We start from the raw sequence: 21,058 nt of genomic DNA on the forward strand, positions 1-21,058 counted from the left end.
CGCACCGGTGACCGGATGGCTCCGGGAGACGGAGGCACGGCAAAAGGTTTCCGCAACCGACACCGCATGGTGCGGTGTCCGATTCCCTGTTAGATTGACCAACATACAAATCAAATTCGTGCCGAAGCCATTTTATCGCACCCAACCCGGCAGGCCCCCAATGACGGCATCACTGACGCTGGCGAAACGCCTTTTCCTCGGCTTCGGCATCGGCGTGGCGGGTTTCGCCGCCGTCGCGCTGTTCAACAACATTGCCATGACGCGGCTGAGCGACCTGCAGCAGGAGGGAATGCGGCGGGTCGCCGACGCCACGACGCTGACCGAACTCGCCGGCTATGACGGGCGCCTCTACAAGATCGTGGCCGACGCGCAGATCAACGGCTACGCCCCGCAACACGACGAGCAGTGGAAGGCCGTCCGCGGGAACGCCGAACTCTACATCCGCAAGACCGCTGAGGTGATGGACACGCCGGAGGAGCGCCGTTGGGCGGATGAGGCCGAGCGGCATTTCCGGGCCGCCGTGGGCATCTTCGAGACGGAGATGCTGCCCATCCTGCGCAGCGGCCCCGCCGACGCGCGGACCCGCGCCATGGACGACCGGATCGACCGCGAGCTGGCCGCCATGTCCGAGCTTTACGAGAAGATCAAGGACTCCACCGCCCGCGAGGCCAGGGAAGCGGACAAGGAGTATGACGACACCGCCGAACGCTACGGCATGATCGGGGTGTCGATCTCGCTGGCGATGACGGCGATCCTGCTGCTGACCGCGCTGCTCACCACCCGCTCGGTGGCCGGACCGGTGCGCGCCATGACCGAGGCCATGCGCCGGCTTGCCGACGGTGATCTCTCCATCGCCATTCCCGCACAGAACCGGCGCGACGAGATCGGCGCGATGGCCGGCGCCATGCTGGTCTTCAAGGACAGCCTCCAGCGCAACCGCGCCATGGAGGAGGAAGCCCGGCAGGCCGACCAGCGGGCCGCGGCGGAGAAGCGGCGGCTGATGAACGAGCTGGCCGACTCCTTCCAGACCGGCGTTCAGGACTTGGTCAGCGCCGTTGCCGCGGCGGCGGGCCAGCTCCAGGGCAGCGCGCGCAGCATGACGGCCATCGCCGAACGGACGACGGCCCAGGCGTCGTCCGTCGCCACGGTGACCGAACAGGCGTCCGGCAACGTCCAGACCGTCGCCGCCGCCACCGAGGAGCTGAGCGGCTCGATCGCCGAGATCGGCCAGCAGGTGGACAGCGCCGCCCGCACCAGCCGGGCCGCACTCGAGGAGGCGCAGCGCACCAACGCCACGGTGGAAAGCCTGTCCGGCACGGCGGAGCGCATCGGCAGCGTGGTTCAGCTCATCCAGCAGATTGCCTCGCAGACCAACCTGCTGGCGCTGAACGCCACCATCGAGGCCGCCCGCGCCGGGGAGGCCGGCAAGGGCTTCGCCGTCGTCGCCAACGAGGTGAAGGGCCTCGCCAACCAGACCGCCCACGCCACCGAGGAGATCGCGGCCCAGATCCAGGCGATCCAGGAGGAAACCCAGGACGCCGTGTCGGCGATCCGCGACATCGCCGACACGGTGCGGCGGGTGAACGACATCGCCGGGGCCATCGCCCTGTCCGTGGAACGCCAGTCCGCGGCGACCGGGGCGATCTCGCGCAACGTCCAGCAGGCCGCCGAGGGCACTGCCGACGCCTCGCGCAGCATCCTGCAGGTGAACGACGCCTCTCGCGAGGCCGGGCAGGCGGCGGCGGATGTGCTGGGGGCCGCCAACAGCCTGGGCGACCACGCCCAGGCGATGCGCCGATCGGTGGACGAGTTCGTTCAGCGCATCCGCAACGCCTGAGGCGCCCGGCTCCCCGCGCCGCCGGGCTTGCCGTCCGGGCTTGCGGCTTCTATGGTTCGCGACATGATCCACACGCTTCCCGAACTGGCCGCCCGCCTGGGCCGTGGCCAGCGCCTGCTCGGCCTCGACGTCGGCACCAAGACCGTCGGCATGGCCGTGTCCGACCCGAACTTCGTCGTCGCCTCGCCGATCGGCACGCTGAAGCGCACGAAGTTCACCCAGGACGCCCGCGAGCTGTCGCGGACGCTGCGCGATTACGGGATCGGCGGGCTGGTGATCGGGCTGCCGCTGAACATGGACGGGTCGGAGGGGCCGCGCGCCGAGTCCACCCGCGCCTTCGCCAAGAACCTGATGGAGCGGTCCGACCTGCTGGGTTGGGACGCCGAGATCGCCTTCTGGGACGAGCGGCTGTCGACCTCCGCCGTCGAGCGTTTCATGATCGGCGAGGCCGACATGACCCGCAAGCGCCGCGACGAGGTGGTGGACAAGATGGCCGCCGCCTACATCCTGCAAGGCGCGCTTGACGCGCTGGCCCACATCCGCCGCATGGAGCGGGAGCAGCGGGAGCGCGACGAGTACGACAACGACATCGGCGGCGGCGATAGCGGCGGCGACGGGGACGCCTGACGGCGCCATGCTGCCCATCGCCGGGGCGCTGGCCCCGATCTTCCTGCTGATCCTGTTCGGCCAGGGGCTGCGCCGCCGCGCCGTGATCCCCGAATCCGCCTGGCCGTCGCTCGACCGGCTGACCTATCTTCTGTTCTTTCCCTGCCTGATCGTGGACGAGTTGACGCGCACCGACCTGCGCGCGCTGTCCATGGGTTCGATGGGCGGAACGATGGCGGCGGGGGTCTTCGCCGGCGCCGCCCTTGCGCTCGCCGTCCGGCGTCCGATCGGGTTGGACGGTCCGGCCTTCACCTCGGTCTTCCAGGGGGCGATCCGGCCCAACACCTATGTGGGTCTGGCGGGGGCCGGCGCGCTCTACGGGTCCGCCGGGCTGACGCTGACGGCGGTGGGCATCGCCGTGGTGGTGCCGCTGGTCAACCTGCTCTGCGTCACGGCGATGGTGCGCTATGGGCGGGTGGCGGACGGAGCGGCGCAGCGCAGCGGCGTCGGCGCGGTCGTCTCCGGCATTCTGCGCAACCCGATCATCATCGCCGTCGCCATCGGCGCCGCCCTGAATCTGAGCGGGATCGGCCGGATTCCGGTGATCGGCGACGTGGTGGGCATCCTGGCGCGGGCCGCCCTGCCCATGGGGCTGCTGTCGGTCGGCGCCGGGCTGGACCTCGCCGCGGCGCGCGGCGCCGGGTTCGGCGTGGCGCTGTCCAGCGTCCTGAAACTGCTGCTGGTGCCTGCCGCGACGGCGCTCGCTGGGCTGTGGCTGGGGGTGGACGGGCTGCCACTGACCATCGCAGTGCTGTTCAATGCCCTGCCCTGCTCGGCCAGTTCCTATGTCCTGGCCCGGCAGATGGGCGGCGACCACGCGCTCGTGGCCGGCATCATCACCGTCCAGACTCTCGCCTCCGCCGCCACGCTGCCGCTGGTCGTCGCCTTGGCGGGCTGACGGCCCGTCGCCATTCATAATTCGTTAGGCAATCCCCGCGAAAACTACCCTGGATAGTTCTTCATGGGGACTTGCACAGCCATGACCATCGCTCCCGCAACGGCCCACAGCCAAACACAGTCATCGGTGGCCCTGGGGAAAGCTGCAGGAAACACTTCGGTTGCAGCAGTCTCCACGGCAGCGGAGGCACCCGCTTCCGGACCCGTGGACACGGTCACCCTGTCGGCCGAGGCACAATTCATGATGAGCAGCCCGACCAAGCTATCCGTGACCGCCGAATCGCTGGCTCAAGCCGCGGCCGCCGCGAAGACGGTGCCGGGACTGGACGCCGACGCGGATCGCTTCACACCCGAAGCGATGGCGGCCCACGCCGAGTGGCGGAAGACGCACACGGACTACAGGAGCAAGGTGCGTGATCTCGTCAACCAGACCTTCGGTTTGGACGCGGAACGGAACGGCTGGGCGGCGGGCGGAGCCGCGCTGACCGCCATAAGGAACTTGGCGGAAAAGAATGGGCTGATCGAACCGGAGATGCCGCCGGCGGTGGCCAACATGCTGCAGACGACGGGTGAAAGCATGTGGAGCGGCAAAAGCGGCGGAAGCACCGGTATGTTCGACGTCACGTTCCTGCCGAATGGCGCGGAGAAAGGCGGAAACCTCCGCATCCTGTTCGACAGCGGCAGGAAACCCAGTGCCGACACGTCCCTGGTCGATTTGAAGAGGGGCGGCACGAACGCTCAAGCCGCCCTGTCCAACATCAGGGCCTCGGCGCTCGGTGCGTCGCTGGACAGCGTGGGCGGTTGGACTCCGGGCGATGCGGCCAACGCCTACGCCATCACGAACGGCAAGGACGGACACGGCGGCGTCGTTGGCATGGTCATCGTCAACGGTGTGGATGATGACGCCAAAGAACGCTCCGCAAACATACTGCGGACTCTTCAGGGCCTCATCCCGTAATCCAGAGCACGCGACAGCCCGTCAACGCCTCATCAGCGCGAACACGCCCCACCCCAGATGGTCACGCGTGTGGGTGGCGTAGCGCTCGGGCTCCGAGGTCAGCTTGTCCCGGACCTCCGGCGCAAGCTCGTCGTCGGGATTGGCTTCGAGCCACCGGCGCATGGTCAACCATTTGGCCGCCTCGTAGCGGTCCCAGCCGTCCTGATCGGCCAGCATCATTTCAACGACGTCGCAGCCAAGCTGGCGAAAGGACGCGAGCAGGCCCGGAAGCGTGAGGAAGTCGGAAACCGCCCGGGCAAGGCATCCCTTGGCGACGTCGTCCGTCGGCGGCAGGCGCCGCCAGTAGGGCTCCCCGATGAGGATGATCCCTCCGCGGCACAGGCTGCGCTCCAGCAGTTCCACCGTGCCGGCCACCCCGCCGCCGATCCAGGTGGCCCCGACGCAGGCCGCCACACCGACTTTCTCGGCCGAGACATAGCCCGCGGCATCGCCATGGATGAACGCGACCCGGTCGGCAACGCCGAGTTCCACGGCACGAAGCGTCGCCTGCTCCGTGAACAGCCGGCTCATGTCGACACCGGTGCCGACGATGCCGTGATCGCGCGCCCAGGTGCAGAGCATTTCCCCCGACCCGCTGCCGAGGTCGAGCACGCGGGTCCCGGCCTCCAGACGCAGCGCCGCGCCGAGTGTGGCGAGCTTCTCAGGGGTGATCGGGTTGTGGATGCGATGGGCGCTTTCCGTGATGTTGAATATCCGCGGAATGTCCATTGCCGGCTTCCCCCTCAATCAATAAGAACAACTTCCCCCACAATCCGAATATTCTTGTCAAAAATATTCGAACGGAATCAATCTATCATGACTCCGTTCTCAATAGCCGGGTTTCCGTGCTGGCACAATAATGTGCGACGACTTGTCCAGCAGCTTACGGCGGCTCGGGAGCGCCCCGGGGGAAACGCTCCAGTCCGTCGTCGATGGTGTAATAGTCCGCCTTGTCGGCAACATGAATGTGCCGCAGCGTGGCGAGGCCGGTCGGTTGGTCCAGGCTCCCGGCGGCGACGTCAAGCAGGTCGGACTCGTCGCCGTTCCAGAACAGCGACGACCCGCAGCGCGAACAGAATCCGCGCTGGGCCTTCGCCGAGGAGCGGTACCAGGACAGGGTGCCGTCCGAATCGGACACCGCCACCGTCTCGCGCGGGATGGTGATGTAGGCGCCGAAATGGCCGTGGAAGCGCCGGCACTGGCCGCAATGGCAGTTCACCACCCCCATGGGCCGCTCGACCACTTCGTACCGAACGGCGCCGCACAGACACCCGCCCGCCAGAACTCCGCCGTCGCTCATCGGTTCGCTCCCGTCCGTTTCCTCGATCGGAATAAGTCAGCCCTGCCAGAAGGGCTTGTCGGCCTCGGTCACCGCGTCGGCGCGGGACAGGCCGATATCCTGCAACAGATGATCGGGCAAAGCCTCCAGCGCGCGCCGCTGGCGCCGCCGCTCGTTCCAGGTCGCCACCGTGTCGAACAGGGCGACCACCGCACCTCCGATCCCATGATTGGCAATGCCCTGGCCGGGCCGCTCCCGCGCGTCGGTGCGGGTGTTCATGCCGTCATTCATGCTCTGGGCCATGACCGCGTCTCCTCTTGTGTCCGGTCGTCGTCGGTGCCTGTCGCCCGACGTTCCGAACTGTGTTCCGTGACTGGAGGATGGGCCACCCGGTCCTTGCGCACAAACGACGCTTTCTCATAGTTTGGATTAGGAAAACTAATCCGAATCCCGCCTCCCGGAGTCGCTCCATGGCCCGTCGCCTGCCGCCGCTGAACGCCCTGCGCGCCTTCGAATCCGCCGCCCGTCACCTGTCCTTCACCAGGGCGGCGGAGGAGCTTCACGTCACCCAGGCCGCCGTCAGCCACCAGATCAAGGGGCTGGAGGAATGGCTGGGCATGCCGCTGTTCCGCCGGATGAACCGCGCGCTGATCCTGACCGAGACCGGGCAATCCTACCTGCCGCCGGTGCGCGACGCGCTCGACACGCTGTCGCACGCGACGGAGCGGCTGTTCCGCATGGACGGGTCCGGCGCGCTGACCATTTCGACCATGCCCAGCTTCGCCGCGAAGTGGCTGGTCATGCGGCTGGGCCGCTTCCAGGCCCGCCATCCCGAGTTGGAAGTGCGGCTGCACACCACCCCGCAACTCGTGGATTTCACCCAGCAGGACGTCGACATCGGCATCCGCTTCGGCGCCGGCAACTGGCCCGGCCTGCGCTGCGAGCGGCTGATGACCGAGGACATCTACCCGGTGTGCAGCCCCTCGCTTCTCAACGGCCCCCGCCCGCTGTGCTGTCCGGAGGACCTGCGCCACCACACGCTGCTCCACGACGATTACTTCATCACCTGGGGCACCTGGGGCGAGGCCGCCGGGATCGCCGGGCTGGACCACGCCCGCGGCCCGCGCTTCGACGATTCGGCGCTGCTGCTCCAGGTCGCGGCGGAGGGCGGCGGCGTCGCTCTGGCCCGTGGCGTCCTGGTGGCGGACGATGTGGCCGCCGGGCGGCTGGTCCGGCTGTTCGACGTCCACCTGCCGGGCAACTACGCCTATTACGTGGCCGCCCCGCCCCATTACTTCTCGCGCCCAAAGGTGAAGGCGTTCCGCGACTGGCTGTTCGAGGAAGCCGCCGCCGATCCTGCGGACGCTCACAGCCGGACCTTGTCCGCGGCCGAGTCCGCCACAACCTCTTCCCCAGACGCCTGAACAGACGCCTGACCGGGGAAAGGTTGCGCCATGACGCCCGCACGCCCACTCGCCCTCGCCGCCCTGCTGTCCGCTTCGCTGGCTTGGCCCGCCGCCGCCCACCATGGCTGGGGCGGCTATGAGGCGGGCCAGGAGATGACGCTGACCGGCACCGTGCAGCAGATCGCCTTCAACAACCCGCACGCCATGCTGAACCTCCAGGCCGACGGCAAGGTCTGGCACGTCGTGCTCGCCCCGCCCAGCCGAATGAGCACGCGCGGCCTGCCCGCCGATTCGATCAAGCCCGGCCAGACCGTGACGGTGGTCGGCTATCCTGCCAAGTCCGATCCAGCGGAGCTGCGGGCGGAGCGCATCACCGCCGCCGACAAGACCATCGAGCTGCGCTGACGGCGGCCCCCGCGTCCGGTCGCACCATGGACCACGATCTCGCCCCCGCCGGCCCCGGCTGGCTTGTCGCGCTTGAGACGTCCGGGCTCGGCGAATCGCTGCGCCAGTCGGTCTGGCTCTACCCGCTGGTCGAGATCACCCACATCCTCGGATTCGCCCTGCTGGTCGGGTCCATCCTGGCCTTCGACCTGCGGCTGATCGGGGTCCGGGCGCCGCTGCTGCCGGCGGATGCGCTGGCACGGCTGCTCCTGCCGGTGGCGGTGACCGGCTTCGCGCTGGCGGTGCCGACCGGCCTCCTCCTCTTCACGACGGAGGCGACGGCGCTGGCCGGCAACCCGGCCTTCCTGGCGAAGCTGGCATTGATCGGGCTGGCCTTGCTGAACATCCTGGTCTTCCACGGCCTCGCCGGGCGCCGCATGGCGCGCTGGAGCCTTGCGGACCGGCCACCGCCGGGCGCCCGGTTCGCCGGCGCTGCCTCGCTCGCGCTGTGGGTCGGTGTCCTGGCCTGCGGGCGCCTCATCGCCTACCTTTAAAAAGGTCATAGGGCGCGCTTGCGGGCGTCCGGGACCGCTCCTATAGTCGCGGCCCATGACCGGATCGCCCCATTCCACGACGGTTTTCCCGCACCGCCACCTCCTTGGCATCGAGGGGCTGACGGCAGGCGAGATCACCACCATCCTCGACCTCGCCGACGGCTACGTCGAGCAGAACCGCCAGCCTTCGAAGAAGTCGTCGCTCCTCGACGGGCGGACGATCGTCAACCTGTTCTTCGAGAACTCGACCCGCACCCGCACCAGCTTCGAACTGGCCGGCAAGCGGCTCGGCGCCGATGTCATCAACATGTCGTCGGACGGCAGCTCGGTGAAGAAGGGCGAGACGCTGATCGACACGGCGATGACGCTGAACGCCATGCACCTCGACGCGCTGGTCGTTCGCCACGCTGATTCGGGGGCGGTGAAGCTGCTGGCCGACAAGGTCAACTGCTCGGTCATCAACGCGGGCGACGGCCACCATGAACACCCGACGCAGGGGCTCCTGGACGCGCTGGCGATCCGCCGCCGCCTGGGCCGCCTCGACGGGCTGATCGTGGCGATCTGCGGCGACATCCTGCACAGCCGCGTCGCGCGCTCCAACATCCATCTGCTGAACGCCATGGGTGCCCGCGTCCGCGTCGTGGCGCCGCCGACGCTGATCCCCTCGCAGATCGACCGGCTGGGCGTCGAGATCCACCACTCCATGGCGACCGGCCTGAAGGACGCCGACGTGGTGATGATGCTGCGCCTCCAGACGGAGCGGATGAGCGGCCAGTACGTCCCCTCGACCCGCGAATACTTCTACTTCTATGGCCTCGACTACGAGAAGCTGGCGGTGGCGAAGCCGCACGCGGTGGTGATGCACCCCGGCCCGATGAACCGCGGCGTCGAGATCGATTCGGAGGTCGCCGACGACCTCAAGCGCTCCATGATCCTCGATCAGGTGGAGCTGGGCGTGGCCGTCCGCATGGCCGTGCTCGACCTTCTCACCCGCGATCGCCGGGGGACCGATGTCTAATTCCGCCACGCGCGTCGCCTACCGCAACGCCCGCCTGCTCGACCCCGCCAGCGGCCTGGACCAGCGGGGCGACCTGCTGACCGAAGGCGCGAAGATCGCCGACTTCGGCCCGTCCCTGTTCGCCGACGGCGTACCGGAGGGGACAGAGGTCGTGGACCTCCAGGGCCAGTGCCTCGCCCCCGGCCTCGTCGACATGCGCGTCCTGATCGGCGAGCCCGGCGAGGAGGAAAAGGACACCATCAAGAGCGCGTCGCGCGCCGCGGTGGCCGGCGGCATCACCGCCGTGGTCCTGCTGCCCAACACCGACCCGGTGACCGACGAGGTGGCGAGCCTTGAGTTCATCGCCCGGCGCGCCCGCGAGGTGCGCTTGGTCAAGGTCTTCGCCTACGCCGCCGCCACCCGCGGGACGGACGGCAACGAGATCACCGAGATGGGCCTGCTGTCCCGCGCCGGGGCCGTGGCCTTCACCGACGGCACCAAGGCGATCGCCAGCGCCAAGGCGATGCGCCGCGCGCTCAGCTACGCCCGCACCTTCGACAAGCTGATCGTCCAGCATCCGGAGGAGCCGAGCCTTGCCAGCGGCGGCATGATGAATTCGGGCGAGCGCGCGACCCGCCTCGGCCTCGTCGGCATCCCGCGGGAGGCCGAGATCATCATGATCGAGCGCGACCTGCGCCTGCTCGAACTCTCCGGTGGCCGGCTGCACTTCGCCCACGTCTCGACGGGCGAGTCGGTGGACCTGATCCGCCGCGCCAAGGCGCGCGGTCTGAAGGTCACCTGCGACACCGCCCCGCATTACTTCGCCCTGACCGAGACGGACGTCGGCGACTACCGCACCTTCGCCAAGGTGTCCCCGCCGCTGCGCGGCGAGATGGACCGGCGCGCCATCGTGGAGGGTCTGGCCGACGGCACCATCGACGCCATCGCCTCCGACCACACGCCGCAGGACCAGGACCAGAAGCGCCTGCCCTTCGCCCAGGCCGCCTGCGGCGTGATCGGGCTGGAGACGCTGTTCCCGCTGACGCTGGAGTTGGTGCACAAGGGCGCCATGCCGCTGCTGAAGGCGCTGGCCTGCGTGACCGTGAAGCCGGCCGAACTCCTCGGCCTGCCGCTCGGCCGCATCGCCAAGGGCGCCCCCGCGGACCTGATCGCCTTCGACCTGGACGTGCCGTGGAAGGTGGACGTGGCCGCCTTCAAGTCGAAGTCGAAGAACAGCCCCTTCGAGGACCGCCCCGTCCAGGGCCGTCCGCTGCGCACCGTGGTGGACGGGCGCACCGTCTGGCAGTTTGAGGGCTGATGCGGTGACCCTGCTTGTCTCGGCCCTGCTGGGCTATCTGCTGGGCTCGATCCCCTTCGGGCTGGTGCTGACGCGGCTGGCCGGCCTGGGCGACATTCGCCAGATCGGCTCCGGCAACATCGGCGCCACCAACGTGCTGCGCACCGGCAACAAGCCGCTGGCCGCCGCCACCCTGATCCTGGACAGCGGCAAGGGCGCCATCGCCGCCCTGCTCGCCCTCGCCTGGGCGGGGCCGGAGGCGGCGGTCTTCGCGGCGGGCGGCGCCATGCTGGGCCACAGCTTCCCGGTCTGGCTCGGCTTCAAGGGCGGCAAGGGCGTGGCGACGGCGCTCGGCGTGCTGCTGGCGGTGTCCTGGCCGGTCGGCGTCATCGCCTGCGCGACGTGGCTGGCGATGGCCTTCCTGTTCAAAATCTCGTCGCTGTCGGCCCTGACCGCCCTCGGCCTCAGCCCGATCTTCGGCTGGATCTTCGGCGGGCCGCTGGTGGCGGGGCTCTGCCTGTTCATCGCCGTGCTGGTCGCCATCCGCCATTCCGCGAACATCACGCGCCTGCTGAAGGGCGAGGAACCGAAGATCAGCTTCGGCAAGAAGAAGGCCTGATCGCCCCCCGGTCAGGTCTTCAGGAACACCCGTTCCATCGCCGTCAGCAGCTCCCCCGCCAGGACGGGCTTCCTCAGGATCACCAGCGGTCCGCCCTCCCCGTCCTGCAGGCCGGGGATTCCGTCCTCGGGCGGAGAGGCCGACAGGACGACGATGGGCAGGTCGGGCCAGTCGAGGCGCAGCCGGCGGATCATCGCCTCGCCGCCCAGCCGGGGCATCACCAGATCGGTGATCAGCGCATCGAAGGAGCCAACGGCCAGCGCGTTCAAACCGGCTTCCCCATCCGTCACGGTGGTGACCGTGCAATGGGCCATCTCCAGCATGCGGGCCATTGCCATGGCGGTGAGCGAGTCATCCTCAACGAGAAGAATCTTGAGCGGCCTCGCGAAACGCACCGGTAACCTCCACGGGTGGCGAACGGGCCGACACTCTCCACGAAGGCCGATGGCTTCGCCGCTGCAAAAAAGTGTGGCCGGGGGCGTTATTTAGGACGCCGGCTTCACCGTACCATGGTGTGGCGTCCGGCGGGATGGTTTCGAGAAGGCCGTGACCGCCCCCGCCCCTCGGCCCTTGCGGCGGCTCGACCAGCGGTATTGCGGGTCATCGGCGATCAGGTGCAGGTGATCGGAGATGCGGTTGCGCTCCAGCCAGCCGAGGGCGGCCTCCAGCTCCGACAGCGTCATCTCCGACCGCGCCTTGTTCATGCAGCGCTTCAGCACGGCGTTGTAGGTGTGGTAGCTGACCGGCCCCTCGGCGACGAGGTTGTTGTCCTGGTCCTCGATCACCTGGGCCGCCACGATCTGGCCGATGCGCTGGCGCAGATGATGCTCCACGGCGCTGGGCACCTGCACCCCGTCCTTGGACGGGCGCTCGGCCGAGGGGCGGTCGGCGGAATCGCGCCCCGGCGGCGGGTTGCCGAAATCGGGGCCGGGCGCCACCACGGCGAAGCGCAGGGCCGTCGCGTTGGATTCCAGCGGAATGATCTCCGGCTCCGCCTCCACCGTGCGCTCGAAGGGCAGTTCGTGCTGGCGCCGGGTCTTGACCATGGCCCGCGTGCCCTGCTGGGTTTCCACCATCTGGCGGAACCGCTCGAACATCATGTCGGAGGGGTGGTAGATCACCGCCCGCTGCTGCTCGTAGGCGCCGGCGTGCGGGTCGACGCGGGTGGCCCGCGCGATGGCCTGCTCCAGCCAGGGGCGGGAACGGATGTGGGTCAGGCAGGCGACGTGCGAGATGGCCGGCGCGTCCAGCCCCTCATAGGCCATGGCGACGGAGACCAGAACGGCGGGTTCGGGGCGCAGGCGGAAGGCGGCCACCACCTCCTGCGCGTCGCGCCGTTCGGAAATGGCGATCTGCGCCATCCGCGCCGCTTGAGCGCCGGGCATCCAGCCGCGCAGCGTGTCGAGGTAGTTGCGGGCGGTCTCCTGGTCCGGCGCGATCACCAGCAGCTTGCCCAGCCCCGCGCCCTCATGCTCCGCCCCATTTGGACCGGTCGCCGCCGCGCGCCGCTTCGCCCGGTGCTCGCGGCAGGAGCGGTAGGCCTCGCGCAGCATGGCCTGGGCGAAGCCGGTGCGCAGCGCGGTGAACAGGGCGTCGCGGGTGTTCTCCCCGGCGCGGGACAGCGCATCGACGCTGCGCGTCGTCCGCTCCGCGTCCAGCCACGTCGCGGTGCCGTCCATCGCGCCGAAGGTCACCGGCAGGATGGCCTTCTCAGCCAGCGCCTGCCGTCGCGAATAGCCGACGATGGCCCAGCCCGGCGCCTTGAAGTCGATCTCACGCACCCGCCGCACCCCCTGGGGCGTGCGGTAGGGCAGCCAGAGGATGGGGCGCCCGTCCGCCCGTTCCAGCGTGCCGCTCATCAGCAGCCGGGCGGCGGCGCTTTCCAGAAGCGGCAGGATGGAGCGGCTCCAGGCGGTCTCGTCCTCCGCCGTGGTCGCCGTTCCGGTGTCGGCGACGGCGGGCAGGTGGTGCAGTTCGTCCACGGCCAGCAGGTACCGGTGGCGGCGGAACTCCTGAAGGTGCAGGTCCGGCGCCGCAGCGACCGCCTGATAGGTGGTGACGTAGCCCTGGAGGCCGCGGCAGGGATCGCGCCCGTTCTCCGCCGCCCGCAGCGCGATCCCGTGCCCCAACGCCTCGCGCCAGCGCGGATCGGCGAAGGCCTCTTCCGCCTGCCGGCGCAGGCTGTCGCGCGGCACGATCCAGCAGATGCGGTCGATCAGCCCGGCGCGCATCAGCGCCGCCCCCATGATCACCGGCAGCAGCGACTTGCCTCCACCCGGCGTCACCGCGGCCAGCACGTCCCGCACGTCCGTCTGCCGCTGCGCGATGGCCGCGGCGATGCCGGCGACCATGGTCTGGTGGCTCCTCAACGCTGGCATGCCGGCCTGACGCCCCTCCCTGACGGTTTCCGCGGTACGGACCGGCAAGGCTAAGCTGCGGGGAGTCATCGGGTCACGGATTCAATCGTAGGTAGACACCCCCCAAAGGAGGGGGGCGCTCGCCAAAGGAGTCCCAAGGAAAGGCGCCGGATGCGCTTCGGTCTGGGCGCGGCTCGGGCTTCGTGGTACACGAATTGTTCTTTTGAAAAGTCCCCAACGAGAAGAGCAAGGAGGGCACCAGGAGATGAGCACCCGTCCGCAGGCGGTTTCCACCCAGCATGTCGAGAACGAGCGCACCCGCGTCACCGAATGGCGTCTGGTGCCGGGGGCGGAGACCGGCGCCCATGTGCATGGCTACGACTATGTGATCGTTCCGGTGACGGCCGGCGCCTTCACCATCGTCGATCCGGACGGCAACGCCCGCCAATTCCCGCTGGAGCCGGGCCGCTCCTATTTCCGCAAGGCCGGCGTCAGCCACAACGTCATCAACGACGGCGCCAGCGACATCGTTTTCGTCGAGGTCGAATTCCTCCAGCCCGGCTGACCCCCCAAATCTGATCCCCCAGGCCCCATCCAACTGACCGATGCACCGCGGCTCCACCATGTTCGACTATGGCCAGGACGGCGACGAGCCGCTTCCCGACGCCGTCATCCGTTCCGGCGGGCCGCGGTCCGTCCAGCATTTGCTGCTCTCGCTATCGCCCGAGAATCCGCTCTACCTCTACGCCGACGCGGCGGACGCCGGGGGCGGCGCCTATTACCGGGACTCTCGCGAGGTCTGGCAGTCGCTCGCCGACGGGGAAGGCCAACGCTGGCGCTGGTTCGTCGGTAGCCAGGGCCGCGTCGTCGAGGCCGCCCCCGGCGACGTCCACGGCCTGCGCCGCGCCGCGCCGGTCGCCCTGACCATCACGTGGTACAGCCTGCCGGACCGCGAGAGCGTCGGGCGGGTGCGCAACGCCCTGCGTGCCATCGGCGCCACCTGCAGCCGCGGCCCGGCGGGCTGACGGCACCCCTGCCCCGCCGAAGCGGGCGTGAACGCATAGGCGCCATGTCATTTCGGAATCCCTCTTGATCAGGCCGTTATTGTGTGGGCGCGACTTCTGTCCTAATGTTAGGAACTAGGAATCCGGGAGCATCCGACAGAGTGGCCGTCACCCAGGCACAGCCTTCGCGCGTTCTGACGCCCTGTGCCTCATCGCTCGCCCTGCGGTGACCGGTCATGATGGCCTCTTCCCACATGATCGTCGGCGGGGCGGCGTGGTTCTACGCCTCGGCGCGCTTCGGCCTGCCCTTCGACGTAGTGGCGTTCGGGGCGGCGGTGATCGGGTCGCTGGCGCCGGACATCGACCATCCCAAATCGACGCTTGGCCAGCTGATGCGGCCCCTGTCGAACGTGATCTCCGCCGTCTTCGGGCATCGCGGCGTCACCCATTCCACACTGGCCATCGTGGGATGCCTGTGGGCTCTGCACGAGTACGCGGACTACTCGCACCTGATCCTGCCTTTCCTGATCGGCTATCTGACCCATCTGGCGGGCGACCTGCTGACCCCGGCGGGACTGCCGCTGCTGTGGCCGATCAAACGGCGGCGCAACTTCGCGCTGCCCATCCTGAAAACCGGCGGATTCTCGGAGCAGCTGGCGGTCACGCTGCTGGCCGGCTGGATGATCTCCGGCCTGTTTTCCGCGTCCTGGCCGGGTCTGCCCCTCGACCGCCTGCCCTTCGAGAACTGGATGGCGATCGACCGCCCATGGCGCTCCGCCGTCGTCGCGGCGCAAGGATTCCTTGGGGAGGAAGGGCGGGAACGCAGTGCGCCACCCATCCCCGCGCGCAAGCCTGCCGAGCCGGCGAAGACCCGCCCGTTGAAAGGCTGAGTCATGAGCGCCTGGATTGTGTTTTAAATGTAACGGTCAACGACTCATCTTGGCTTTCTGTTTCACCAACCTTGTTGCATTTCGTCATAGAGACCGTGAAAATCTGTCTTTGTCACCGCTTAGCGATTCGTTAGGCTTTTTAGGCGCATTCTAACGACCATATCCAATCGATCTTAGATTGAATTTCCACACGCTTCGATGCGGACGGATCCGACCATGGCAAAGCTCCGGATGTCGAAAGAGACGCAGGCGGCCGACGGCGTGCCGCCCGATGCGGCGACGGCGATTCCGCTCCACCTCGCCCTTCCCGACCTGCCCGGCGGACAGGACAAGAGCCTGAAGCGTGTGTCCGACGTGCTGGCGCCGCTGGACCATGGGCAGAAGCTGCAGCTCTACAAAATGATCCGCGACGGGTATCTGGAGGACATGGCCGAGCCGGTCGCCCAGATGCTGGTCACCATGCTGAACGGGCGGCGGTCCGAGCACGCACGCCGCGTCTGGACCGGCCTGTTCGACGCGCTGATCCTGCGCGACGATTCCCTGCTGACCAGCGGGGTCCGGCTGGCCGGCGCCCTGCATCTGGCGGACGTCAGCGCTTGGTGGTTCGCCCTGGCCCCGCGCATGGAACCGCTGGTCGGCCGCGTCCAGGAGACGGTGGCCCGGCTCGCCAAGGACCAGCCGCTCAACGAGATCTTCTCCTCCGCCGAGGCGCAGAGCTGGGCGGACGAGCTGCGCCAGCGCAGCCTCGCCGTGCTGGCCCGCCTGCGCGCGACGCCGGCGGAGGCGACCGCCTTCCTGGCCGAGGTGTCGGGCTTCCGCGCGCAGATGTTGAAACGCCACGGCGTGCGCCAGCGCGAAGGCGTCGCCCGTGCGGAGCTGGAGCGGATGGAAACCATCCTTCTGGCGGCCCCCGCCTGGGCGGACCAGCCCCTGCCGTCGATGCTGCACGGCGACCCGGTGCGTCTGGCGCGGGAGATGGTGCGCCGCGGCGACTGCACGCGCGAGGGGGCGGCCATGTTCGCGGTGGCCGGCCTGCACCGGCGCGACGACGCCGCTCTGGCGACCCGCCTGTTCGAAGCCTTCCCCGTCGCCGTGGCGAAGGACGCCATCATCGGCCGCCTTCTGGTCGCCGCGGAAGCGTTGAAGGCCACGCTGACCGGCAGCTTCCTCAGCAAGCCGGGCCTGCTGGTGGCGGACGCGGTGGACGACCGCGACCATCCCTCCGCCCAGCTCCAGCATTTCCTGGCTTGGTACGACGCCGTCCACGCGCTGGAGCTGGACACCACCGACCGCGAACGCAACATGGTCCATCAGGCGTTCCGCGAGCTGAGCAACGCCGTGCACGAGGACCTCGCCCCCGTCCTCGCCCGGCGGATCGAAGCGCTGACCATGCACAGCGTGCTCGACCCGCTGATGGAGCGCGTGCGCTTCGTCAACGAGTTCCAGGCACAGCTGGCGCGGCGCGGCATCGTGTCGTCGGGCAAGCCGTGGCGTGCCGAGGACGGCAACCACGTCGCCACGGTCTTCCGCCGCCTGTCCTCCACTGGCGCCGCGGAAGGGCTGCGGACGCTCGGCCAGCTTGCCGATCTGGCGGACATGCTGAGCTACCCCATCGAGATCACCGCGCTCGACATCGCGCTGGCCGGGGTGATCGAGGCGGCGTTGCGGCAGCAGAAGACGTTCGGCGCGGCCGAAACCCGCCTGATCGACCGCGTCATCGCCGTGTCCAGCGATGAGCGCAAGCGCTGCCGCTGGTGGGTCGCCCCGGAAGTCGTCACCCTGCTGGACGCCGCGGAGAAGTCCGGCATCGCCGGCACCGCAAAAAAGTAACGGCGAGCCGCAAGAACCCCAACTTTCCAGCCTGTGGCCGGGATGCGCATTCCGCCTTCCCGGCTCGTTCATTTCGACAGCGGAACGGCGGTGCCAACCTCCTGTTGTCCGGACATGTGAAGTCGGCGCAGCCCTTGATCGTGGCGGCGTCCGGCGCTCCCCCGCAGATCCGGAGTCTCCATGGCACAGCTCAACGCCAGCCTGCGCCCGGCCCCCGCCCCGCCGCCCGAACCGATTCCCGTCACGCTGAACGTCAACGGGGTGGAGCGGGCGCTTCATCTCGCGCCATGGACGACGCTGCTGGACGCGCTGCGCCTGCACCTCGACCTGACCGGCACCAAGAAAGGCTGCGACCACGGCCAGTGCGGGGCCTGCACCGTGCTTGTGGACGGGCGGCGCATCAACGCCTGCCTGACGCTGGCGGCGATGCAGGACGGCCGCAAGGTCACCACCATCGAGGGGCTGACCACCGGCGATGCGCTCCACCCGCTCCAGGACGCCTTCATCGAGCATGACGCCTTCCAGTGCGGCTACTGCACGCCGGGCCAGATCTGTTCCGCCGCCGGGCTGATCGCCGAAGGCAAGGCCACCACCGACGACGAGATCCGCGAACTGATGAGTGGCAACCTCTGCCGCTGCGGGGCCTATCCCAACATCGTCGCGGCGATCCGGCAGGCCATGACCATCACCGGCCCGAAGGCGGAGGGCGCGCCATGAGATCCTTCACCTACGCCCGCGCCGACAGCGCGGCGGACGCGATCGGGCGGGCCGGCGCCTCCGGGACGGCCTTCGTCGCCGGGGGGACCAATCTGCTGGACCTGATGAAGGCCGACGTGCTGCGTCCGGAAGGGCTGGTCGACATCTCCCGTCTGCCGCTGGACCGGATCGAGGAGACGGCGGAGGGCGGCCTGCGGCTGGGCGCGCTGGCCCGCAACGCCGACACCGCCTACGACGAGCGTGTGCAGACCCGCTACCCCATGCTGTCCAAGGCGATTCTCGCGGGGGCTTCTGCGCAGCTCCGCAACATGGCGACCAACGGCGGCAACCTGCTGCAGCGGACCCGCTGCTACTACTTCTACGACACGGCCACCCCCTGCAACAAACGGGAGCCGGGGTCGGGTTGCGGCGCGATCGGCGGGGTGAACCGCATCCACGCCATCCTGGGCGCCAGCGACCAGTGCATCGCCGTTCACCCATCCGACCTCTGCGTCGCTCTGGCGGCGCTCGACGCGGTGGTCCAGGTGACCGGGCCGGAGGGTGAGCGCAGCATCCCCTTCGCCGAGTTCCACCGCCTGCCCGGGGACCACCCGGAGATCGACACCACCTTGCAGCCGGGCGACCTCGTCACGGCCATCGACCTGCCGGCCAGGGGCTTCGCCGAACACTCCACCTATCTGAAGATTCGGGACCGCGCCTCCTACGCCTTCGCGCTGGTGTCGGTCGCGGCGGGGCTGGAGATGGATGGGGGCACCGTCCGCGAGGCCCGTCTGGCACTGGGCGGGGTTGCGCATAAGCCCTGGCGCGATCCGGAGGCGGAAGCGGCCCTCGTCGGGAAGCCCGCCACGCCCGACCAGTTCCGCGCCGCAGCGCGCGTGCTGCTGCGCGACGCCAAGGGGCACGAGCACAACAGCTTCAAGATTGAACTCGCCGAGCGCGCCATCGTCCGTGCCCTGACCGAAGCCGCCGAGCGCAAGGGAGCGCCCCGTCCATGATCGCCATTCCCAGCATTCCCGGCTTCCTGACGGAGCCCAACGGCCCCATCGGCAAGCCCGTCAACCGGGTGGACGGGCGCAAGAAGGTGACCGGCAACGCCCATTACGCCGCCGAGTTCACCTTGCCGGACCTCGCTCACGGCTACATCGTCTCCAGCGCCATCGCGCGCGGGCGGATCGCCCGCATCGACACGGCGGCGGCGCTGGCCCTGCCCGGCGTCATCCACATCTTCACCCACGAGAACCGGCCGAGCCTCGCCTGGTTCGACCGCAAATGGAAGGACGACGACGCGCCCAAGGGAGCGCCCTTCCGCCCGCTCTACGACGCGGAAATCCACCACGCGCTCCAGCCGGTGGCTCTGGTGATCGCCGAGAGCTTCGAGCTGGCCCGCTACGCCGCCCGCCTCGTCCACATCGAGTATGAGGCGGCGCCCCACCAGACCGACCTGCGCGCCAACCGCGCGAACAGCTTCACCCCCGGCAAGGACAAGGGCGGTTTCGAGCCCCCGCCGAAGCCCCGCGGCAACCCGGAGCAAGCCTTCCTGGACTCGCCCGTCCAAGTGGACGCGGAGTTCACCCAGGCGGCGGAATACCACAACCCGATGGAGATGCACGCCACCACCGTCCTGCACCACGACGACGGCACGCTGACCGTCCACGACAAGACCCAGGGCGCGCAGAACTGCCACACCTACGTCTGCAACGTCTTCGGCCTGTCCAAATCCGCCGTGCGGGTGATGTCGCCCTTCGTCGGCGGCGCCTTCGGCTCCGGCTTGCGGCCGCAGCATCAGCTCTTCATGGCCATGCTGGCGGCGACGCAGTTGAAACGCTCCGTCCGGGTGGAGCTGTCGCGCCCGCAGATGTTCAGCTTCGGCCACCGGCCCGAAACCATCCAGCGGGTGGCGCTGGGCGCCGACCGCGACGGCACGCTGCGGGCGCTGATCCATGAGGCGGTTCAGGAAAGCTCCCAAAACGAGAACTATGTGGAGGTCGTCGTCAACTGGTCGGGCCAGCAGTACGCCTGCGACAACGTCCGGCTGGACTATAAGCTGACGCGGCTGGACGTGCACACGCCGCTGGACCAGCGTGCGCCCGGTGCCGCGACCGGCGTCCCGGCGCTGGAGATCGCCATGGACGAGCTGGCCTGCAAGCTCGGCATGGACCCGGTGGAGCTTCGCCTGAAGAACTACGCGGAGACCGACCCCAACACCGGCAACCCCTTCTCCAGCAAGGAACTGCGCGCCTGCTTCCAGCACGGGGCGGAACGGTTCGGCTGGGCCAAGCGCAGCCCCGCGCCGCGCTCCATGCGCGACGGGCGGGAACTGATCGGCTGGGGGATGGCGGCGGGTGTGTGGGACGCCATGCAGGGGCAGGCCGCCGCCAAGGCGGTGCTGGGCGTCGACGGAAAGCTGGTGGTGTCCAGCGCCACCGCCGACATCGGCACCGGCACCTACACCGTCATGACGCAGATCGCCGCCGACGTGCTGGGCCTGCCGATCGAGGAGGTGACCTTCTGCCTGGGCGATTCCTCGCTTCCCACCGCCCCCATCGAGGGCGGGTCCTGGACCGTCTCCACCGTCGGGTCGGCGGTGAAGGCGGTGTGCGACCGGGTGCGCTCACAGCTGGTCACGTTGGCCGGCAAGCTTGAGGACAACCCGCTGAAGGGCGTGGCGGAGGCGGATGTGCTCTTTGCCGATGGCCATCTGATCGTCCGGGACGACCGGTCGCGGCGGCTGTCCATCACCGACGTGATGCGTGGCTCCGGCACCCTCAGCATCGAGGAGGAGGCGCGCGCCCTGCCCTATCTGCTGGCGCGGGCGCGGCACACCTTCGCCACCCATTCCGCCGTCTTCGTGGAGGTGCGGGTGGACGAGGATCTCGGCACCATCCGGGTGGCCCGCGTGGTCAGCGCCATCGCCGCCGGACGCATCATCAACCCCAAGACGGCGCGCAGCCAGATCCAGGGGGCCGTGGTCTGGGGCATCGGCATGGGGCTGGAGGAGGAGGCCTTCACCGACCACCGGCTGGGCCGGGTGATGAACCACGACTACGCGGAGTACCATGTCCCGGTGAACGCCGACGTGCCGGAGATCGACGTGCTGTTCGTCGAGGAGCACGACGACATGGTCAACGCGCTGGGCGCCAAGGGGGTGGGTGAGATTGGCATCGTCGGCGTTCCCGCCGCCATCGCCAACGCCATCCATCACGCGACCGGCGTGCGCGTGCGCGATTTCCCGATTACGCTGGACAAGGTGCTGGCAGGGCTGCGCTGACGTGGGCGGGGGCACGCGACGGGCCCCCACCCAACCCTCCCCCGCTTCGCAGGGGAGGG

At 69.1% G+C, this 21,058-nt stretch carries 22 protein-coding genes; 17 read left to right on the forward strand and 5 right to left on the reverse strand.

The genetic code is table 11. From position 1 onward, the window contains the following. Positions 1-160 precede the first annotated feature (160 nt). From ABAZ39_RS18595 to ABAZ39_RS18610, 4 genes are all read left to right on the forward strand, one after another. Positions 161-1,837, forward strand: coding sequence for a methyl-accepting chemotaxis protein (locus ABAZ39_RS18595; RefSeq protein ID WP_040134324.1), 1,677 nt, complete (start codon positions 161-163; stop codon positions 1,835-1,837). A gap of 63 nt (positions 1,838-1,900) precedes the next feature. Next, positions 1,901-2,464, forward strand: coding sequence for a Holliday junction resolvase RuvX (gene ruvX, locus ABAZ39_RS18600; protein WP_040135529.1), 564 nt, complete (start codon positions 1,901-1,903; stop codon positions 2,462-2,464). 7 nt (positions 2,465-2,471) lie between these two features. Next, on the forward strand, positions 2,472-3,401 hold the full coding sequence (locus ABAZ39_RS18605) for an AEC family transporter (protein ID WP_040134325.1): 930 nt from the start codon (positions 2,472-2,474) through the stop codon (positions 3,399-3,401). Positions 3,402-3,482: 81 nt separating this feature from the next. After that, positions 3,483-4,358: a hypothetical protein gene (locus ABAZ39_RS18610; RefSeq protein ID WP_144243593.1), complete on the forward strand. Its 876-nt coding sequence runs from the start codon at positions 3,483-3,485 to the stop codon at positions 4,356-4,358. Between the two features lie 21 nt (positions 4,359-4,379). On the opposite strand, the gene ABAZ39_RS18615 is transcribed toward ABAZ39_RS18610, so the two are convergent. The 3 genes from ABAZ39_RS18615 to ABAZ39_RS18625 all read right to left on the reverse strand — a co-directional run bounded on the left by ABAZ39_RS18615 (position 4,380) and on the right by ABAZ39_RS18625 (position 5,979). Beyond that, a complete protein-coding gene (locus tag ABAZ39_RS18615) occupies positions 4,380-5,126 on the reverse strand; it encodes an SAM-dependent methyltransferase (protein WP_040134327.1) in 747 nt (248 codons plus the stop codon). Positions 5,127-5,280: 154 nt separating this feature from the next. Beyond that, positions 5,281-5,697: a GFA family protein gene (locus tag ABAZ39_RS18620; protein ID WP_040134328.1), complete on the reverse strand. Its 417-nt coding sequence runs from the start codon at positions 5,695-5,697 to the stop codon at positions 5,281-5,283. A 36-nt stretch (positions 5,698-5,733) separates the two neighbouring features. Beyond that, positions 5,734-5,979, reverse strand: a complete 246-nt coding sequence (locus ABAZ39_RS18625; RefSeq protein ID WP_040134329.1) for a DUF1127 domain-containing protein — start codon at positions 5,977-5,979, stop codon at positions 5,734-5,736. A gap of 167 nt (positions 5,980-6,146) precedes the next feature. On the opposite strand from ABAZ39_RS18625, the gene ABAZ39_RS18630 reads away from it, so the two are divergent. From ABAZ39_RS18630 to plsY, 6 genes are read left to right on the forward strand one after another with little or no spacing between them, the layout of a single operon-like run. Continuing rightward, on the forward strand, positions 6,147-7,100 hold the full coding sequence (locus ABAZ39_RS18630; RefSeq protein ID WP_040134330.1) for a transcriptional regulator GcvA: 954 nt from the start codon (positions 6,147-6,149) through the stop codon (positions 7,098-7,100). A gap of 30 nt (positions 7,101-7,130) precedes the next feature. Beyond that, a complete protein-coding gene (locus tag ABAZ39_RS18635) occupies positions 7,131-7,487 on the forward strand; it encodes a DUF6152 family protein (RefSeq protein ID WP_014198415.1) in 357 nt (118 codons plus the stop codon). Positions 7,488-7,513: 26 nt separating this feature from the next. Continuing rightward, positions 7,514-8,020, forward strand: coding sequence for a DUF6644 family protein (locus ABAZ39_RS18640; protein WP_040134331.1), 507 nt, complete (start codon positions 7,514-7,516; stop codon positions 8,018-8,020). A gap of 55 nt (positions 8,021-8,075) precedes the next feature. Next, positions 8,076-9,038 carry an aspartate carbamoyltransferase catalytic subunit gene (locus ABAZ39_RS18645; RefSeq protein WP_040134332.1) on the forward strand — a complete coding sequence of 321 codons (963 nt, stop codon included), beginning with the start codon at positions 8,076-8,078 and terminating at the stop codon, positions 9,036-9,038. Continuing rightward, entirely contained in the window at positions 9,031-10,335 is a 1,305-nt protein-coding gene (locus ABAZ39_RS18650) for a dihydroorotase (RefSeq protein ID WP_040134333.1), read from the forward strand. Before ABAZ39_RS18645 ends, ABAZ39_RS18650 begins: the two co-directional genes overlap by 8 nt. Then, complete coding sequence (plsY, locus tag ABAZ39_RS18655; RefSeq protein WP_040134334.1) at positions 10,325-10,933, forward strand: glycerol-3-phosphate 1-O-acyltransferase PlsY; 609 nt, start codon at positions 10,325-10,327, stop codon at positions 10,931-10,933. Before ABAZ39_RS18650 ends, plsY begins: the two co-directional genes overlap by 11 nt. A gap of 11 nt (positions 10,934-10,944) precedes the next feature. On the opposite strand, the gene ABAZ39_RS18660 is transcribed toward plsY, so the two are convergent. Together ABAZ39_RS18660 and ABAZ39_RS18665 are read right to left on the reverse strand one after the other, a co-directional pair. Then, positions 10,945-11,328: a response regulator gene (locus ABAZ39_RS18660; protein WP_081863153.1), complete on the reverse strand. Its 384-nt coding sequence runs from the start codon at positions 11,326-11,328 to the stop codon at positions 10,945-10,947. Between the two features lie 90 nt (positions 11,329-11,418). Further along, positions 11,419-13,311 (reverse strand): DEAD/DEAH box helicase, encoded by a 1,893-nt coding sequence (locus ABAZ39_RS18665; RefSeq protein WP_081863154.1) that lies wholly within the window; start codon positions 13,309-13,311, stop codon positions 11,419-11,421. Positions 13,312-13,555: 244 nt separating this feature from the next. Between ABAZ39_RS18665 and ABAZ39_RS18670 the strand changes: the two genes are divergently transcribed. The 7 genes from ABAZ39_RS18670 (at position 13,556) to ABAZ39_RS18700 (ending at position 20,999) form a co-directional block, all read left to right on the forward strand. Then, the gene (locus ABAZ39_RS18670) at positions 13,556-13,855 is read left to right on the forward strand and encodes a cupin domain-containing protein (protein ID WP_040134335.1); all 300 of its coding nucleotides are present in this window, start codon (positions 13,556-13,558) and stop codon (positions 13,853-13,855) included. Positions 13,856-13,895: 40 nt separating this feature from the next. Further along, the gene (locus ABAZ39_RS18675) at positions 13,896-14,315 is read left to right on the forward strand and encodes a hypothetical protein (protein ID WP_014198408.1); all 420 of its coding nucleotides are present in this window, start codon (positions 13,896-13,898) and stop codon (positions 14,313-14,315) included. 215 nt (positions 14,316-14,530) lie between these two features. Continuing rightward, the gene (locus ABAZ39_RS18680) at positions 14,531-15,184 is read left to right on the forward strand and encodes a metal-dependent hydrolase (RefSeq protein WP_014198407.1); all 654 of its coding nucleotides are present in this window, start codon (positions 14,531-14,533) and stop codon (positions 15,182-15,184) included. A gap of 216 nt (positions 15,185-15,400) precedes the next feature. Then, positions 15,401-17,014, forward strand: a complete 1,614-nt coding sequence (locus ABAZ39_RS18685; protein ID WP_081863155.1) for a hypothetical protein — start codon at positions 15,401-15,403, stop codon at positions 17,012-17,014. A gap of 180 nt (positions 17,015-17,194) precedes the next feature. Next, positions 17,195-17,731, forward strand: a complete 537-nt coding sequence (locus tag ABAZ39_RS18690; RefSeq protein ID WP_051658248.1) for a (2Fe-2S)-binding protein — start codon at positions 17,195-17,197, stop codon at positions 17,729-17,731. After that, positions 17,728-18,726 (forward strand): FAD binding domain-containing protein, encoded by a 999-nt coding sequence (locus ABAZ39_RS18695; protein ID WP_040134337.1) that lies wholly within the window; start codon positions 17,728-17,730, stop codon positions 18,724-18,726. The genes ABAZ39_RS18690 and ABAZ39_RS18695 overlap by 4 nt, the downstream gene beginning before the upstream one ends. Next, positions 18,723-20,999: a xanthine dehydrogenase family protein molybdopterin-binding subunit gene (locus tag ABAZ39_RS18700; protein WP_144243594.1), complete on the forward strand. Its 2,277-nt coding sequence runs from the start codon at positions 18,723-18,725 to the stop codon at positions 20,997-20,999. The genes ABAZ39_RS18695 and ABAZ39_RS18700 overlap by 4 nt, the downstream gene beginning before the upstream one ends. Positions 21,000-21,058 lie beyond the last annotated feature (59 nt).

Source organism: Azospirillum argentinense, from assembly GCF_000632475.1.
Taxonomy (GTDB): domain Bacteria; phylum Pseudomonadota; class Alphaproteobacteria; order Azospirillales; family Azospirillaceae; genus Azospirillum; species Azospirillum baldaniorum.